The organism is Chryseobacterium culicis, assembly GCF_002979755.1.
Lineage (GTDB): Bacteria > Bacteroidota > Bacteroidia > Flavobacteriales > Weeksellaceae > Chryseobacterium > Chryseobacterium culicis_A.
Genome location: NZ_PCPP01000001.1, coordinates 1,708,401 through 1,726,016, shown reverse-complemented (window position 1 = coordinate 1,726,016; position 17,616 = coordinate 1,708,401). Strand labels below are relative to the sequence as shown.

12 protein-coding genes are annotated in these 17,616 nt (G+C 36.0%); 5 read left to right on the top strand and 7 right to left on the bottom strand.

What is annotated here, in order from left to right; translation table 11 throughout:
• Window positions 1-726: 726 nt before the first annotated feature.
• Window positions 727-1,740 carry a glutaminase A gene (gene glsA / locus CQ022_RS07860; protein WP_105680886.1) on the bottom strand — a complete coding sequence of 338 codons (1,014 nt, stop codon included), beginning with the start codon at window positions 1,738-1,740 and terminating at the stop codon, window positions 727-729.
• A gap of 531 nt (window positions 1,741-2,271) precedes the next feature.
• Here glsA and CQ022_RS07855 point away from each other — a divergent pair.
• The 3 genes from CQ022_RS07855 (at window position 2,272) to CQ022_RS07845 (ending at window position 9,926) form a co-directional block, all read left to right on the top strand.
• On the top strand, window positions 2,272-7,140 hold the full coding sequence (locus tag CQ022_RS07855; protein WP_105680885.1) for a PKD domain-containing protein: 4,869 nt from the start codon (window positions 2,272-2,274) through the stop codon (window positions 7,138-7,140).
• Between the two features lie 71 nt (window positions 7,141-7,211).
• Window positions 7,212-9,077: a T9SS type A sorting domain-containing protein gene (locus CQ022_RS07850; protein ID WP_105680884.1), complete on the top strand. Its 1,866-nt coding sequence runs from the start codon at window positions 7,212-7,214 to the stop codon at window positions 9,075-9,077.
• Between the two features lie 150 nt (window positions 9,078-9,227).
• Window positions 9,228-9,926: a DUF1826 domain-containing protein gene (locus CQ022_RS07845; RefSeq protein ID WP_105680883.1), complete on the top strand. Its 699-nt coding sequence runs from the start codon at window positions 9,228-9,230 to the stop codon at window positions 9,924-9,926.
• A gap of 89 nt (window positions 9,927-10,015) precedes the next feature.
• Here CQ022_RS07845 and CQ022_RS07840 read toward each other — a convergent pair whose 3' ends face one another.
• Together CQ022_RS07840 and CQ022_RS07835 are read right to left on the bottom strand one after the other, a co-directional pair.
• A complete protein-coding gene (locus tag CQ022_RS07840) occupies window positions 10,016-10,864 on the bottom strand; it encodes a sialate O-acetylesterase (RefSeq protein WP_105680882.1) in 849 nt (282 codons plus the stop codon).
• Window positions 10,864-11,421 (bottom strand): TetR/AcrR family transcriptional regulator, encoded by a 558-nt coding sequence (locus CQ022_RS07835; RefSeq protein WP_105680881.1) that lies wholly within the window; start codon window positions 11,419-11,421, stop codon window positions 10,864-10,866. The genes CQ022_RS07840 and CQ022_RS07835 overlap by 1 nt, the downstream gene beginning before the upstream one ends.
• 220 nt (window positions 11,422-11,641) lie before the next feature.
• Here CQ022_RS07835 and CQ022_RS07830 point away from each other — a divergent pair, with 220 nt between their 5' ends.
• A complete protein-coding gene (locus CQ022_RS07830) occupies window positions 11,642-12,232 on the top strand; it encodes a DUF4840 domain-containing protein (RefSeq protein WP_105680880.1) in 591 nt (196 codons plus the stop codon).
• Window positions 12,233-12,291: 59 nt separating this feature from the next.
• Here CQ022_RS07830 and CQ022_RS07825 read toward each other — a convergent pair whose 3' ends face one another.
• Window positions 12,292-13,551 carry a hypothetical protein gene (locus tag CQ022_RS07825; protein WP_105680879.1) on the bottom strand — a complete coding sequence of 420 codons (1,260 nt, stop codon included), beginning with the start codon at window positions 13,549-13,551 and terminating at the stop codon, window positions 12,292-12,294.
• Window positions 13,552-13,781: 230 nt separating this feature from the next.
• The gene (locus CQ022_RS07820; protein WP_105680878.1) at window positions 13,782-14,201 is read right to left on the bottom strand and encodes a winged helix-turn-helix transcriptional regulator; all 420 of its coding nucleotides are present in this window, start codon (window positions 14,199-14,201) and stop codon (window positions 13,782-13,784) included.
• A gap of 83 nt (window positions 14,202-14,284) precedes the next feature.
• On the opposite strand from CQ022_RS07820, the gene CQ022_RS07815 reads away from it, so the two are divergent.
• On the top strand, window positions 14,285-14,890 hold the full coding sequence (locus tag CQ022_RS07815; RefSeq protein ID WP_105680877.1) for an FMN-dependent NADH-azoreductase: 606 nt from the start codon (window positions 14,285-14,287) through the stop codon (window positions 14,888-14,890).
• 761 nt (window positions 14,891-15,651) lie between these two features.
• Here the strand turns inward: CQ022_RS07815 and CQ022_RS07810 are convergent.
• Together CQ022_RS07810 and CQ022_RS07805 are read right to left on the bottom strand one after the other, a co-directional pair.
• On the bottom strand, window positions 15,652-16,308 hold the full coding sequence (locus CQ022_RS07810) for an HNH endonuclease (protein WP_105680876.1): 657 nt from the start codon (window positions 16,306-16,308) through the stop codon (window positions 15,652-15,654).
• A complete protein-coding gene (locus CQ022_RS07805; RefSeq protein WP_123864402.1) occupies window positions 16,301-17,608 on the bottom strand; it encodes an AAA family ATPase in 1,308 nt (435 codons plus the stop codon). Before CQ022_RS07805 ends, CQ022_RS07810 begins: the two co-directional genes overlap by 8 nt.
• Window positions 17,609-17,616 lie beyond the last annotated feature (8 nt).

Below are 17,616 nucleotides of genomic sequence, written 5' to 3'. Positions count from 1 at the left end.
TGATTTTGGTCAAGTTTTTCATAGCATTTACGGTATAGAAATGATTAATGATATCTCATAGCAAAACACCAATGTTATTCGTATAAATAACAATTTTCTGTTATGAGGAAATAAAAATAATAAAACTATAATATATCTTCAATGATAAATGCTATTTGATAATGATTTTTTAATATGAAAATATCAATTATTCAAATACTATTAAAGTATATTTATTGTTCCCTTATTCTTAGAAACATGGCCGGTACAATCTTATAAATTTTAACTATAAATATTTATAGTTAAAAAAATGTTAAGCAAATATAGGAATAAAAAATAAAATATTTCAAAAACAAGAGATTTGTTTTTAGGTATATTACAAAAAGATAATATACAATGAATAGGGTTCTGAAATGTAAGAATTACCTTTATCAATCTGATAAAATGGCAAGGCGAATTTAAATAAAATTAATCAATATAATGTGATTTAATTTGAATTATTTGTGAATTTTTTCTATCTTTTTGATAAATAAACAGATAGGTATTTTTAAGAATAATTTAAATATCTTTCCGAAATTCATAAAAAAACAGTAAGTATCTGATATACTTACTGTTTTTGAATCTGTTGGTTGTTGAGTTTTTTTGAACCAATAAGGCTTTTAAAGATGATCCCGGATCAAATACATTAAAATACCTTTTATTGAATCAAATATCTGGTGAGCTGTTTATATAAAGAACGGTAGGAATTTAAAATATGCTTAACCCATACTGTTTTGCCAGATCTAAAATCATATGATATCCGGCCAGTGAATTTCCATGCTGATCTAAAGCAGGGCTGAATACTCCGATTCCTATTTTTCCGGGAACACTTACGGTAATTCCGCCTCCTACGCCGGATTTGCTTGGTAAGCCCACTGTTCTGGAATATTCGCCACTGAATTCATACATTCCTGCGGTCAGCATCTGTGATTCTACCAGTTTCGCCATATCTGCGTTTTTATAGGTGGAATCTCCGTCGAATCTTACACATTGGTTGGCAAAGAAGTAACCTATTTTTGCAAGATCTTCAGCGGTAAGTTCAATGGAACACTGCTTGAAATAGTTGTCCAGCTGGTCTTCATTTCCTGAAATCAGTCCGCTGTTTTTCATGATGTAAAACATACCGCGGTTACGATGTCCCGTCGATTTTTCGGATTCATAAACTGATTTATTATAATCTATTGATGAATTTTTGGTAATATATCTTACCATATCCAGTATTTTAAGGAATGGCTTCTCGCCATCTCCTGAGATCAGTGAAGTGGTAAGAATAGCCCCGGCATTCATCATTGGATTAAGGGGTTTTCCTGTGGTTTCAAGGTTTGAAAAGTGGTTGAAAGGTTTATCTGATCCAAAGTATCCCATTTTATCAAAAATATGAGCTTCTCCTTTTTCGTTGGCAGCAACCATTAATGATATAATTTTAGAAATACTCTGCATGGTAAATTTCTTACTTACATCACCGGTGTTGAATACTTTTCCATTTTTATCTACCACTGAAAAAGCGATTGCTTTAGCATCCATTTTTCCCAGTTCCGGAATGTAATCTGCTACTTTTCCCTGGGTGTAATAGGTTCTGTTTTTTTCCAGGATGGTATGTAATGTTTTTTCTGAAATGGTTGAGATGTCTGCTGTTTTCTGTGCATAAACGATTGTGTTTAAGGAAAGAAAAGCTGCAGTACAGATTCCTTTTGCAGAAAATAAAAAGCTGTTGTTTTTCATAGAAAAGATCTTCAAATAAAATGTTTATGATAAGCCTTAAAAAACAAAGATATAGTTTTTTAATCTTGTCAGCAATTCTCCTTTATCATGCCTGAGAATATCATTGTGGTTTTGGGTGGGCCGTAAGGATACAAGAAGACTGAAGCTGTTAAAATGCATAGAAAGTTATTTAAGAATAATGAATAGGCAAGCAGTTTTATTTTTAGCTTTTTTAATGTGATTAATTTTAATTAAAAAGTTGTTTTATTAGTAAAAAATAAACAAATTGTTATTTTGGTTGTTTATTTTGGGATTTAATACATTAAAATTTAGAATTTTATTTGGTTTAAAATGGGCTGTAGCCATAAAAATTAAGAAAAGGGGGATTTTTTTTGCATAACTAATAGAGTGGTGAAATAACATATAAGCATGAATTTATCTATATTATTGGAATTCAGTTATAAAATTATGTTATTTTTTCACTATTAAATGATTATTGTATTGAATTTTTTATTAATTTGACAAAAAATTAATAACACTTTTTTAATAACTATGAAAAACAACACCTATTTTGGTAGGCAGCACATCTTCAGATGGCTCCTGCTATGTTGGCTTTTGGTACCGTGGGTACTACAAGCTCAAGCTCGAATTACATGGACCGCTCAGGTCGGATGCCAGGAATTCCGTGGCGAGAAAGATGATCAGGTCCCTGATAACGGAACCGCCTTTTCCTACATCAATTCATCCCAATGTCTGCGTGTCTGCGAGGCATCAAATGTCACCTATGAGGTGCAGGGACCTAATGTTTCTGCTGTACAATGGACGGTCTCCGGAGGAACGGTAACTACTTCAGGGCCTGCGAATACCATAGCCAATGTGGGCTGGGGATCAGCAGGTAACGGATCTTTACAGGCTGTCATCACCTACAATGATGGAACTGTTGAAACACAGACGATCTGTATTGTGAAGATTAACAGACCGATCGCTAAATTTGAATTACTGAATTTGGGGGATACGGTATGTAGAAATACAACCATTTATTTTGACAATCTTTCCGAACAGAACGGAGGGTCTGATATCATCAATTACTTCTGGGATTTTGGCGATGGTACAACTTCCACCGCTTTTGAACCCTCTCATTTGTATGCTAATCCAGGAAATTATACCATCCAATTAACGGTAACCAACAAGTGTGGCTGCCAGGATAAAATTAAAAAACAGATCAAAGTATTAAAAGCAGATCCTGTACAGATCAACTGTGCTTCTGTAGTATGTGAAGGAAGTACTGAGAAATATACTGCACAGGATGGATGTAACAAAGGACAATGGAAAGTTATTGGTGGATCAATTATCAACAATAACGGTAACGAAATCGAAGTAGTATGGGATCAGGTAGATCCGCTTGACGGCTTCGGATATGTAATGTATATGTCTGATTGTGCTTGTCCTGAGTGGACGACAATTAAAATTCCTGTAGTTTTAAAGAATGCAAAAGTTAAAGGACAGGAAGTAATATGTACAGGAAGACAGTACACGTATTCAATTCCTCAATGGCCTACAACGAAAGTTCAATGGAATGTATCGGGGCCTGCAGGAGGTCTGTTGACTAATACTCAGCAGAGAAACGAAGTTGTTTTCTCAGCAAGTCAGCCAGGTACTTATCACCTTACCGCTAATTATTTCAATACTTTATTGACATGTGAAGGGCAGGCATCTATTGATATCATCGTAGAGGCACCGGTAGTGATAAGTGGAGGCGTAGATGAAATCTGTGCAGGAACAAGCCAGGGATTTACGGCTTCTCCTAACGTGCCTGTTATCTGGAAAGTAACCACAGGAAGTTCTACTTATACTTCTCCTGTAATGACGGGAATATTCAACTACAATTTTGCGACAGCAGGAACGTATACTATTACAGCTACTAAGCAGGGTGGAGGTTGTGAAAGTAATGCAAGAATTATTAAGGTATTACCAATTCCACAGGCTCCTAACGGAACAATTTCCGGAGAAACAAAAGTATGCCCTGGAAAACCTTATGTTTATACGATCAGCTCAGTGGATTCGGGAATGGTACCGGTTTGGAGTGTTACCAACGGAACCATTCAGGGAAGTAATGCGGGACCTTCTGTAACGGTTATATTTAACGCTGGTGCTACATCATATACAGTGTCTGCACAGAATAAATCGATCAGTAGCGCAGCATGTCTTTCGGCTCCGAAATCGTTCAATGTAACGAAACTGGATCTTAGCACGATTGTTATTAATCCAAATTCAGGACCTTTCTGTCCGAGCAGCACTCAAACTTTCAGTGCTAATCTGAATGGAATTGTTCCGGATTTTATGGAATGGTCATTTGCAAGTTCCAACTTTGGAAGTGTTATCGGAGGACAGGGTACTGCTAATATTACAGTTAACTTCAATGAGATTTCTTCAACCAGTACTACGGACTTGGTTTTAAAAATAGTAAAGTGTGGTGTGACGAAAATTATCACTATGCCGATATCTTTAATTACCCTTCCGGTAGTGAGTTTCACAAATGTTGGCGGAATTTGTTTAGGGTCAAACCTTACTTTCACAGTTAACCAGGGAACCATTACCTCAGCAACGAATGTGACTTTCACATTCCCTGGCGGAACCTATACTACAGCCTTCAACCCTAGTGGAATTTACAGCTTCCCGAATAACGGATATATCCAGAACAATTCAGGAAATAATGTTTCTCAAACGGTTGTTGTAACGTATACAGGTACGAACGGATGTAATTATAAACCTACCGCAAGTGCTAACTTTATTGTATACCCTGAAACGATTATTACTGTTTCTCCGGTATATAATATTGCAGTTTGTGATCCTACAACAATGACACCGTATACCATTACGGCTAACAGTTCTACGGGACTTACGAATATTCTTTCATGGCAATGGTATAAAAATAATACCATCATACCGGGGGCAACTACCAACTCATATACTATCTCAGGAGCAGGTGCTTTTGGAACTTATAGAGTACAGGCTGTAGATATTAACGGTTGTGTGGTTTCTTCACAAAACATTAATGTAACTCAGTCTTGTCCAAGCAGTGGAAGCTGTACGGCAAATCCTCAGATTAACTTCGTTCCAGCATGGTCAGCTTGTAACAATATTACAGTTTCAGGTTTAACCTATAATGGAGTTCCGGACGAAATCCAATGGTTGTCTGATCCTATGCTTACTTTAGTTTCTGGTCAGGGAACAGCTTCACCAGTGTATCAGACTAATCTTGCAGGAGCACACATTGTTTTTGTACGTCTGAGATACGGTTCATGCTGGTACAGTAAAGGAGTAGAAGTAAGAAAGAATTATGAGCCTAAATTCAATATCAGTACAGTGTGTAGCGGAAACGGATACAGTGTAACGCTTTTCAACACTTCTACAATATTTGAAATTAATCCGGGATCTATTACGTATACATTTACTTCGCCGGGACAGCCTACTCAAACAGGGCAATCAGCTACTTATAATCTGACACCAGGTACTTATACCTTTACGATGACAGTGTCTGCACCTGGGAAACCAACGTGTACCACTACGCAGACTATTACATTAGCTCCGATTCCTAATACATCATTCCTGGTTCCGGCCTGGTTATGTGCACGTTCGCCTATTACGTTTAGTCCAATAACCTATGTTCCGGGAAATACATATACCTGGATCTTTGATGGTACATCGTATATTACGACAGGGTCAGATGCTACGATAACGTATAATACTGCAGGAACAAGAACCATTCAGCTGAAAATTAGAACTCCTCAGGGATGTGAATATCTTTCTGCGGTCATTTCTGTGAATGTGAAAGAGGCAACTCTTGACGGTGATATAGCGCCTCCTGTTCTTGTAGCATGTATTGGAAGTGCTCCTAATATCGTATTTACCAGTACCCTTGGATCTCCTAGCCAGTATATCTGGATGAATGGTTCTCAGCCTGTATCAGGAGCGCCAAACTCTCCTGTGTTCACTCCAACACAATCTGGTAACTACTGGCCGGTGCTGGTATCATCAGATGGATGTAGAACAAGCATTATGAGTACAAAAGCGATACCTGTGACACTGAAAAATCCTCCATATGTTAACATATCCGGAGTAGCTAATATCTGTGAAGGATCTTCAACAGTCCTTACTGGTATTGTAACGGATAATACATTGGAATATCAATGGAAAAAAGGAAATTCAATAGTTGTACCATGGACTTCTTCTCCTTATCCAATTGCTTTAAGTACAGGGCCATTAACAGCAGGTACGTATGTTTATACTCTGGAAGTAAGAACTCCGGGTACATCAGGATGTACAAGCAGTAAAAGCTTTACCGTTACGGTAAATAGTCCGCCGGCCCCAATTTCGGTAACTTATAATATGGTAAACTGCCAGCCTTATCAGGTTATGTTAACAGCATCAGGTCCATCTGCAGGAGTTTACAATTGGAGCAACGGAATGACAGGTCAGTCTATTACGGTAAATGAAGGGGGTGCTTATCAGGTTATTTACACTGCGCCAAGCGGATGTAAAGTAGTGGGCAATACTCAGGTTCCATTAAGCCTTGAGAGCCTGATGTGGGTGTTCCCAACAGGATGCTATGATGAATGTCTTAGAAAGAATTATGTTTTAGGACCTAAGGGAATCTTTGATCATCATGAGTGGCAGTTGTTCGGAAACAATATCCAGAGCGGAAACAACGATTATATCTATCCGTTGTATATTAATGCTCCGGGAACATATCAGCTTCAGATCGATCATTTGGGTTGCCAGTTTACTTCGGGAACCATGAATTACTATCCAGGTAAAGAATGTGGATTCGAAACAGAATGTAAGCTGGAAGCAAATATCAAAGACATGAAATGGGCTGGAGATCACTATAATGTATATGGTGTGATCCACAATGGCGGAAGCCAGCCTATAAGCCTTACAGTTTCAAGTCTTAATGGATTTGGAGTTTATATTCCTTCCATTATTACTATTCCGGCAGGTGGGGTATATGATATGAACGCTAATCCGTTGGCATTCTATCCAAACTCAAACTTCCAGGGTACTGATGAGATCTTATTCTCAAATGAAACATGTAAGTTTACTACCAAAGCGGTAGATCCTAACTGGATGGGTATGAGAAGCGCAGGAAGAAGTGTAATGGCTGCTTCAGTTTCTTCTCTGAAAATGATACCAAATCCTGCGAAAGAAAAAGTGAAAATCTCGTATAATACAGGTAATGAAAAATTACTGGCAAAACAGATTACAGTTTTTGATGCCATGGGCAATGTCAAATTCCGTAAGGAACTGAAAACGGCTTCCGGAGAGGTAGACGTAGAAGTTACAAGCTGGCTGCAAGGTGTTTATATCGTTATTGTACAAACGGGAGACACATCATTACAAGGAAAACTAATTAAAAATTAGTAGCTTATAAAGCAGTGTTCTCTTCGGAGAGCACTGTTTTTTTATAGTATGTGATAATTAAATGAATTTTTATGATACAACTAAAAAACAAACTGTGGGGATTACTGCTGATATTACCAGGATTATCTTTTAGTCAGAATTATCAATGGCAATGGGGAAAACAGGCAGGAGGACTTACGGGTTCTGCTGATCCGGGGTTTCATTATGTCTTTGATGAATCCATAAGGGATATTGTAGTAGATAACAACAATAACACCTACTATCTTGCCACAATGCGTGAACAGGGGCAAAACCTGAATGGTACTTCTGTAAACAATTACGGACTGAGTGATCTTTTTCTGTTCTCTGCAGACTGTGCAGGAAATATAAGATGGTCCAGGCCAATAGGAGGTTCAGGAGACGGAGAAAATGCATGGCATATTAAAGTGGATAATAGCGGTGGATTATACGTTATGGCTACCATTTATAACAATTCATATATCGGAGATCCAAATGCGGTTCCCGTACATTTTGATGATACCCACACACAACCTCTGTATACCTATTATGATCAGACAACAGAGCCTGCACATAAAGCTGCTTTTCTGTTGAAATATAATACTTCAGACGGTACACTGGCATGGAGTAAGCCTTTACAGGGAGATGTTAACTATTTTTCCCGTATGTGCGATGTGCAGATGATGTATATGGATTCTGCCAAAAATATTCATGCTGTAATGGGTTTCAGAGCAGGAACACATTTAAATGGATTAATTACAGTACCTTCAACCTTTACGTCAACTTATCAGTATTATGCGGTTAAGTTCAATTATGATGGTGGAAATATGACTCCAGTTGCTCCTTTGCTTCTTCCTATCACAGGAAATGCAATAAATATTGTGGGAAGAGAAGGAAAAGTGAATGTTGTCTATGATGAAGGTTTGAATCGTTATTACATTGCAGGTAAAAGGATGGATCCCGGCTTTAGCAATCTGGTTGATCTTTCCTACAATAATGTTCCGTTTACGAAGGCGGCTTATGTGTTTGCTTTTGATGGTACTACCGGAGCTGAGGTGTGGCGAAAAGAACTTAATAATGGTACTACAAGTACGGATGATGAAATTCATTCCATTATAAAAGATCCGGTTACTTCAGATATTTATATTTCAGGACGTTATTTTAACGGAATAACGGTGCCTGCAACTTTCGGAAGCTATACTTTTCCTCTGAGAAACTATGTTGAAGCCGTTCCCTTTGTTATGAAGATGAATGCAGCAGGTACAGTACAATGGGCAAGAATTCCGGATGGAATGTCTGGCCTTCAGTTTGGCTATCGTTTTACCAAAGGAACAATTGCCATTAATGGAAACGAAATAGCATTTGCCAAAGGAAGCTGGTCTGATATCTGGGGAAGCTATGCCATGGTGCGCCCTGATGGAGATCGATCAGATCCTTTATTGGTGAGACTTAACAAAGATACCGGAGATGTTTTGGGAACAGGAGAGATTCGCAGTAACTATTATGTTATAGATGAATTTACGGCAGTGGCCGCAGATAAAGATGGTAATTATGTAGTAGGAGGTTTTTTTCATGATCAATTATTTACAGAGGCCAATGATAATGTCAATACAATGGCTGTTAATGTAGCAGGAGGAAAATCTCAGTCTTTTTTTACAAAATTTGCTAAATCAGCGTGCAGCCAGATGTCTGTAGAAGAAACTGCTGCTCAGGCCGGAATACAGTTATACCCCAATCCGGTTCAGGAGGTGCTCAATATCAGAAGCAGAGAGCCTTTGGTTTCTTATGAGATTTTTGGGGCTACGGGACAACTGGTAAAACAGGGAACTTTGAATATGATGCAGGAACAGATTGTAGTATCTTCTCTTCAGACGGGAGTATATTACGTTAAACTTAAAACCAAATCTTCAACAGTAACGGAAAAAATATTGAAGAAGTAAAAAAACAAAACTGAAAACTAATAACCTTATATATAAAACAGTGTTCTCCAGAAGAGGGCGCTGTTTTTTATCGTGGCTGGTTGATGGAATTGAATAACCTATTCCGTATTTTTGCACAGAATTAAATGGCTAAACTGTTTTTTCTAAAATATGAACAATATGTTTTCTGATAATCGTCAAATTGGGGTGGTTTCTTCCTTTTCTGAACTTGTAAATACCCATTTTCAGGGAGTGATGAATGCCATTTGCTGGCATCGAAATATGGCGGGTGATTTTAAAGAAATTGTGGCAAAGCTTCAATTAAAAGATAATATCACCGAAGTCACCAGTGAAGATCTTTTAGCACTCCAACTATCAGAAGAAGGCAGTATCGCGAGAGAAATTATTTTAAATGATTTGCAGTTACTGACAGATTTTGGAGCATCTCCGGTTCTTAATTTACTGAAATGCTATGAACGTGACGAAGAACTTGGTTTCATTTCAACAGATGTATACTCATATCATGTAGACCGTTCTCCTGTAGGAACAGATACTTTTTTATGCACTTATCACGGGGCAGCAAGCGATATCATAGCCAATGATGAGGTTGAACAGAAAATTTTAATTCCTGAAATCCGGGAACAGCTCAAAACATTACACGACGGTCTGGAAGAAGAATTTGAAGACTTCCTGAAAGAGTATTTCTTTGATCTTCATTATCAGCCTAAGCCTGATGCAAAGCCTGTCAATTTGGGCGTTGGCCATCTTTGGCGGATTGCTGTAGATCATCCTGACCAGGAAGCATTACCTTGTGTTCACAGAGCACCTGTTGAAAATGATGGAGCATACAGATTACTGTTGATTTGTTAGATTATATTTTGAGTAAAATCAATTGATTGAATAAAAAAATCCAATATCGAAGATGTTGGATTTTTTATGGCTGATTATAAAGCGCTCTTTTACTCCTGACTGATTGCTTTTAATTCGTTTAAGTAATCTTTACTTTCAATATTCCCGACCGCAAATTCGTGTTCCAGCAGTTTGATTTTTTCTGTCTTAGTGTAAGATCGTTTATAGATGTTTTCCAGTATGCCGTCCTCATCAGGCAGAGGATTGAAGATGTTTTTCAAATCCCGATACGCATGATAATACCTGATTCCCAGTAATCTTTGTGAATGCGCATTGAAATGTACACCGTCAGGATTGGCAGTAAGGTCTTTTGCGGTGGCAAAATAACAGTTTTCATGAGTCTGCGCAAACTGTTCCAACTGCTGATTGACTAAAGGATAATGAATGAAATACGGTCCAAATATTCCATGGGATAGATAATCGCCTAAGCCACCAATGATAAGAGGAATTTTCGGACTGTTTAATTCTTTACGCAGCGTTTCAATAATTTTAGAAAACTTTTCCTGATACTTTTCTGCCTTTTCAGGAGAGCAGTCACTCTCACCCTGATGCCATAAGATTCCTTTGATTTCGCTTGTTCGTTGGGCAAGTCTGGCTTGTGATATAGCATTTTCAAATAAAGCACCATCCACAGCCCAGTCATCAAGACTGGTGCCTCCGTCAGCACATGGAATTAATCCAATTTCATTCTGCGTATTATCAAGTCTCCATGCTGCTGCAAATGAAGCCGCAAGCCCGACACCCGAACTTGGACGGTCATAATTTATCGGTTCTGACATGATTTGCCATAATCCGTTTCTCAGCATTTTAATATGTTCATCAAAAATAGGAGGGACTTCCTTTGCGTAGCCGCGTCCAGCCATGTTGGACTGGCCTATCATTAAAAAAGAATGTATCATTATTGTTTATTTAATTGCAAGCCTATGCTTCTGCTAAAGGAATTCCAGGCTAGTTTCTTTATTTCATTGGGAGCAATATCTCCGGATCTGTATGCGGTGATGGTTGCAGTGATCGTATTTGTGAAAAGAATTTTTATCCAGACTAATGGTAACTGGCTGTCTATCAATTCTTCTTTTTGTAGTTTTTGAATTGTACTGAAAAGCTCATTTCTTACTTTTAAATACTCCTTACCTGTTTCAGTTTTATAGGTAGGTTCAATTTCATTCAGTTTTATCAAAAAAGCATACTTTGTTCCGCTCTCAATTCCTGCATATAATAAGTTTTCAAGTTGTACCAGCGGGTCTGTGGAACTGTTGCAAGCTTTAATAGCTGCGTTTTCCCAGGCTTGCATCATATTTTTGTTGCAGGCTTCCAGTAATTCGTTCCGGTTTTTGAAATAGCGGTGCAACGTTCTTCGGTTAAGATTACAATGTTCTGCAATCTCTTCAAATGTTGCTGAAAAGTTTTCATTGAAGACCGTTATAGCGGTATCAATAATTTTTTGTTGAGTACTCATTATTTTTTATTGGCTCAAATTTACGACAAATGTCTCAATGTTGAGACATTTGTTTTAAGCATCATGATTAATATAAATTGGTGTTGAAAATAATATGCAGTAAATCAGGTGATTAAATTTATTTTTTAAAATCCCAAGCAAGGATATGGAATTTCTGTATTTATATAGATGAGTACTCAGTAAAATATTTTTTTAATCAAAATAATTAATTAAAATCAAAATGAAAAAATTCATTCATGTAAAATTGATATCTATGCTTGTGATCTTACTGGCTATTCCTTTTGTTCTGGCAAGCTGCAGTAATGATGATGAATCTCCTAAACCTAATCCTGTGACCATCAGTTTTGATGATCTTAATGGTGAATACACAGGAAAAGTAAGTGTATCCCAGGGAACTGTAAATGGAGAAACAGCGGTTGCTTTTTCGGCCAAGAAAAACCTGATTACCTATTCAGAATTTCCAATGAAAGAAATTATTTACTCTGTGATTTCTGATCCTGTGAAAGCCAATCAAGCCTTAACAGCCATCGGGAAAATAAAATATGACCTGGATTATACGGCAGTTTTATACCAGCATAAAAAGGAAATAGAACTTAATCTTCTTCCTAAAGAATTAACTGTTCAGGTTCCTATTGATGGTGTAAACAAGAAGGTGGTCATAACATTCACAACTTCCAAAAAAGGATTGTTTACCAAACAGAACACGCAAAATATGAATTTTGAACTGCTTGCGAGTAAAATAACCGTTGAAGGAACAGCTGTCAATCCTTTCAACCCTATAAAATATAATTTTCAAATGCTGAAGAAGTAGTTGCAGGATTAAATATTGTACAGATGCACTTACACAAGTGCATCTGTTTTATTTCTTCATTACCATTTGATTCTTATTTTGGGAACTACTTTTTTTATTTCTTTGCCTACATTAGTTCCTGCTTTCCCCAATTCATTACTTATGTTTCTGACCACTTTTACAGCCTCATGATTTTTTCCGGGACCGTATTGTAAATCATGAACGGTCGTATTCCATGTTTTAACAATATCATTCGTAGGTCCGAACTGATTTTTTAAGGCATCTCCAATTTGATTTAATCCTTTAACAATCGTATTATTTCGTCCAAAACATCCATGATCTCCACCTACACCGTTTGTTAAACATTTGCTTAATTCACGGTAGGTCAATTGGCCGCCTGCACAACCTGCAAATGCATAAGGCTGGCCTCCGGTACTTACAGCACATTCCACTGCTATTTGTGCTTCCGTATTCAGATTAAGCTTACCTGCACCATAGCACACAGCAGTTCCCATAAAGGTTACCTGACCGCTGCTGGCCTGATCTTTAAAACAGGAAACTAATTGTTTTAACTCCGGATTATTTACTTTATCAGCGAAACAAAGCGGATACATTTCGTAATTATTACCATATTCTTTATAGCATTTCATCATATCCTGGGTAATCTGTCTTTCTTTTGAACCTCCTAATATACTGAGCATACAAAGACTTTGTTCCTCAGGGGTTTCTGAGTTTTTGGCGCACTTATAAATTTCAAGTTCTTTTTTGCCAGCCATATTTGTTACCATACAATCCCCGAATTCCAGCTGATTGATTGTTCCATCAGGATTCATAGTGTTTTTATAACAGTCTACAGCCGTTTGTTCGCTTGTCATCATGACGTCCCCGAAAGGTTTTTGTTCATCCACAATTTGTGTAGGTAAGGGTCTTAATCCTTCAGCCGTTTCAATCCCTATTTGATTATCGTAAGTTGGTTTTGGCAGGTACATCGCTGGTCGGGGAGGGACAGGAATCGTGGAATAGCCAATAATCCTGTATCCCAATCTGTAATCTAATTCGATAATATTTCTATTAAAGTCAAGAAAAAATGCCTTTTGATAAGGAACTGCTGAAGGCAAACACAGATAATTAATTCCGGTTTGGTCATATACTGCCTGGCCTGCATTTCCCGGATTTCCATTCTGAACAATTACTCCCGTGTTATACATGGTAAAAGACTGGCCGTAAGTGGTCAAAACCATTTGCCCGATAGGATAAACCTGAGCAAAGAGGAGAGCGCAGAAACCCATAAGTGAAGCGAATACACTTAAAATGGATAGTTTTTTAATAATTGTGTTCATGGTACTTATTTTTGATAAAGTTACCTCTGTAAACAAATACTAAAACATTACCCTTTTTCGCTATTTTTCAAAGCCAACGATTAAATAAAGGGAATTAAATTATTTCCGGCTAAAAAAATAAACTGCAGTGATCACTGTTGCTTAGAGAGCAAAGAAGAATTCCTGAACTGAGCGTTTTTGAAACTGAAATGTACCAAGAGTATTACGGTAAAGAACCAACCTGTAAATTCCTATTTTGACGAGATAATTTTGTTTTGTTCATTCGTGGTTTCGGTAACCTTACTTTTTTCTGCAGGTGTATGAGTTGTCCCAAAAATATGTCTTCGATGATTCTCGCCCCAATCCTGTAATGAAATGACCACCTGATCCAATGTACTGGTATAATCTGTAGGGAAATATTCAATAATGATAGGATAGCTCTCCGTTACGATCCGTTCAATCAGTCCGTTCTGTTCCAGTTCCTTTAATTCCTTTGCCAGGACTTTTGGTGTCAGCTTTGGAATGCTTTTTCGTATTTCTGTAAAACGTCTGTTTCCTGCATTCACGGAAATGATAATCTGCAATTTCCACTTTCCGCTGATGATGTCCAGGGTGTCCCGAATGGGTCTAAGTGCCAGCAGGCATTCTTTATGATCATGATGTTCTTCCATGTTGCTTTCCTTTAGGTAACTGCTATACTTTGGAATGTGAATTTACAATAATTTTGTCCCTGTCAAAAACAAAAAATTTAGAAATGGCAAATATTTTAAATATCAAAACAAGCATCAGCGGTGAAGATTCGGTAAGCAGCAAACTTTCACAGGCTGTAATTGAACATTTATTGGCAAAAGATAATTTGAGCAAGGTTGTTGTTCGTGACCTGGCTAAGGATATCATTCCACACATGGAACTCGAGCACTTCAATGCCTTCAATATAAGAGACGAAGAAAAAAATGAACAGGAAAGAGAAGTTTCAAGGTTCTCAGATCTGGCGATAAAGGAAATCCAGGAAGCAGATATTATTGTGATTGGTGTTCCGTTTTACAATTTTGGGATTCCTTCAACATTGAAATCATGGATTGATCATATTTCTATTGCAGGGAAAACATTCTCTTACGCCGACGGCACACTCAAAGGTCTTCTTGAAAATAAAAAAGTATACCTGAATTTTGCGGTAGGAGGAGTCTATGATAATGGAATTGTAGAGAATATGGAAAAATATCTGAGGACATTTTTTGAATTTATAGGAATCACCGATGTGGAAGTTTTCAAAACAGAAGGTACAGTGATACCGGAACTTAGGGAAGCAAGCTTTCTGAAAGCTGTAGAAGACATTGAAACAGCCATCACTCAGGCCTGATAAATATGACAGCTACTTATCTGAAAATACAGATAGGTAGCTGTTTAGCTTGTTGTAAAGATGTATGCAGGATTAGCAATTATTTTTTTTCGTAATTAATACGGTTTTAGGATGATCGATAGAGATTAAGGTTCTATTTCCCGATACAGTATCTAAAGAAGTGTTTATAATGGTGGTTAAGACAATACAAGGTGTACAAAAGGGGTACACGGTTAAGATGCTGCAACATCTTTTTTTACATTTTTGCGAGAATATATTTATCTTAAATATTTGTTAGTCATTGTTTTATATTTTTTATAGATAAATTTAAAGACACATTTGCATTACTTTTGTAAACCTTTAATTTTATAGACAATTACAAATCAAATACTTAATAATTCTCGATGTAATTATGATAATTGATACATTTTGCTTGTATCCTCAATTTTTTTATCAAATTATGGATGAAAATAAGGTTTGAATTTAATAACGGATTGTCCAGATTTCTAAATTAAATTTTTTCAATAAATCTTTCTAACAAAGCTAAAATTTTGTTTGACTCAAATTTAAATCAACATTATTCAGTGAATTTTAAATAAATTTCCCTATTATTTTAAATCATCACTATTATAATCCATAGAATAATTAAGAGTTAGAATTACTAGCTTTTCTTCATTTTTTCTATTTGCTGAAATCTGTTCTAAAATATCTTTAATACTAGATAATCTAAGTTGAGGTCAATTTACAATGATGGAAATCATCATTTGTTTTCAACTTATCCATTAAGAAGTCCGAATAAAATATTCTTTAAGCTTATTCATCAGCATCATCTCATGAGTATAGTTGTTACTATTCATTATCTCATTAAATAAATCAAATAACTCTGACCGAGCAAGTGCTATTGATCCCATTCCATATTTATGAAGCTTTCTATTTAATTCACAAATATGCATTGTATAAGATCCCTTTGGTGAAAGATCTATGTAAATATCTCCAATTTTACGAATGTGTTCTTCATAATTGTCAAAATGTGGATGCACAACTAAGAATCTATCTGAAGATCTCGGATATAAAATTAATGTCCTTTTTCCCTTTACAACTTCCTCCAACGTTCCAGCCACTTCTTTGTTATTCTTAATCTCATTGCAGTCAGAACATATAACACATAAATTTTTAGGTTCAAACATAAAATTTAAATATTTGCTTTTAGGAATAATATGCTCGACATGACAATTTTTCACAGACCTTAATGAAATCTCGTTTCTACAATAAAAACATTTCTTTGTTAAGTTTCTGTAATAATTTCGAATAATTTTTCGAATATCTTGGATTTCATCTTCACCCCAATCTGAACTCTTAAGATCAGGCCTAGCTAGAAAATCCAAAACTCTCATTTTTATCTCATGAGTATAAACAATTGGATTATTAATATCAGCCATTTTTTTTAAGTTCTTTAATTAATTGAAATAGGTTTTTTATAGGATCATTATTCTGTAAATTTTTTATTTGAGATTTCAAAAGCTCAAAATTCCTTAAATCTTCATCGTCAAAATGGTTCGTTTTACCTACTTTTGAAATAATAGAAAATGATATCCTAGCTAAGTATTCGTTTTTAAACCCGGGTGCATTAAAAACATTTGCTAATTGAAAATCTACAGAATTATTGGCCATCTCATAACCATTTTTTAATTCCATCTCATCCATTTGTAATATAAAACAGTTCTGTTGTGACAGTCTTGCGATTATTTGTGGGGAATGGGTAGCTATAATAAAATGGCAATTCTTATAGTTTTGGAATGTTTCCATTAAAAGAGTAATATACCTTTCTTGCCACTCTGGATGTAATGAAATTTCTGGTTCGTCAATTACAATTAAGCTGTTATCTTCAATATGACAGGCAATACCTAGAAATGTCGTAAATATACATTGCTGACCTGAGCTCGCTTCATTAATTTTATGAATGCGCTCAGTTTCGAGTTTCATAATTTCCACATCCTTTAATCTTGCAATACCGCACTCAATTAAAAACAATAGATCGTGAATATGCATTTCTGAATGGATATATTCCACATTCATAGTTACGATAGGTAAACGTTTTTCCTTTCTAAAGTCGTATTCAAAAAAAATATTTTTTAACTTTTCAATTTTTTCTGTTTTAAATTGATCTTCGAAAAAATACCTATGAAGTTTACTAGGACCTTTAGATAGATTGCTCAAATCTTGATCTTCCAAAAATTTTTTGACCTGAGTAGAGGTAGTTCCTATTTCAAATGTGATGATGAGCTCTTCCGAATATCCTAAGTACTTTAATACATTTATTACTTCTAAATAATTCCCTTCTTTGCCTAATCGTATATAGAGTAATTCTTTAATAATTTTAGACATAAAACCCAGTGAAATATCAAATGATTTCACATCTCTAATTCCTATATAAGAATAAAAAGTATTAATAATTGGCTCGTAATATTGAGGTTGTATAAGTGGGAATTTATCATAAGGACTTGTTGAAACTGCAATTATTTTTTTTGGTGGTTCAGTACATATAACTTCTCCAGGCTTACTATTTCCGTGTTTTCTGATTAAATTATGAGGAATAAAATTTTCGATAACTCCGTTCAGTAGGCGACTCTTACCACTTCCGTTCTTTCCAACAATTATCGTATAAATATTTTCTGAATTTTTGTAAGTACGGTTATAAAATTTATAGGATTTATGTCCTTTATTATAGCTAATTATCATATTATAGT

Coding starts and splice junctions, on each gene's coding strand:
- glsA (WP_105680886.1), bottom strand. CDS start 1,740: ATGAAAAACAACAGCTTTTTATTTTCTGCAAAAGGAATCTGTACTGCA.
- CQ022_RS07855 (WP_105680885.1), top strand. CDS start 2,272: ATGAAAAACAACACCTATTTTGGTAGGCAGCACATCTTCAGATGGCTC.
- CQ022_RS07850 (WP_105680884.1), top strand. CDS start 7,212: ATGATACAACTAAAAAACAAACTGTGGGGATTACTGCTGATATTACCA.
- CQ022_RS07845 (WP_105680883.1), top strand. CDS start 9,228: ATGAACAATATGTTTTCTGATAATCGTCAAATTGGGGTGGTTTCTTCC.
- CQ022_RS07840 (WP_105680882.1), bottom strand. CDS start 10,864: ATGATACATTCTTTTTTAATGATAGGCCAGTCCAACATGGCTGGACGC.
- CQ022_RS07835 (WP_105680881.1), bottom strand. CDS start 11,421: ATGAGTACTCAACAAAAAATTATTGATACCGCTATAACGGTCTTCAAT.
- CQ022_RS07830 (WP_105680880.1), top strand. CDS start 11,642: ATGAAAAAATTCATTCATGTAAAATTGATATCTATGCTTGTGATCTTA.
- CQ022_RS07825 (WP_105680879.1), bottom strand. CDS start 13,551: ATGAACACAATTATTAAAAAACTATCCATTTTAAGTGTATTCGCTTCA.
- CQ022_RS07820 (WP_105680878.1), bottom strand. CDS start 14,201: ATGGAAGAACATCATGATCATAAAGAATGCCTGCTGGCACTTAGACCC.
- CQ022_RS07815 (WP_105680877.1), top strand. CDS start 14,285: ATGGCAAATATTTTAAATATCAAAACAAGCATCAGCGGTGAAGATTCG.
- CQ022_RS07810 (WP_105680876.1), bottom strand. CDS start 16,308: ATGGCTGATATTAATAATCCAATTGTTTATACTCATGAGATAAAAATG.
- CQ022_RS07805 (WP_123864402.1), bottom strand. CDS start 17,608: ATGATAATTAGCTATAATAAAGGACATAAATCCTATAAATTTTATAAC.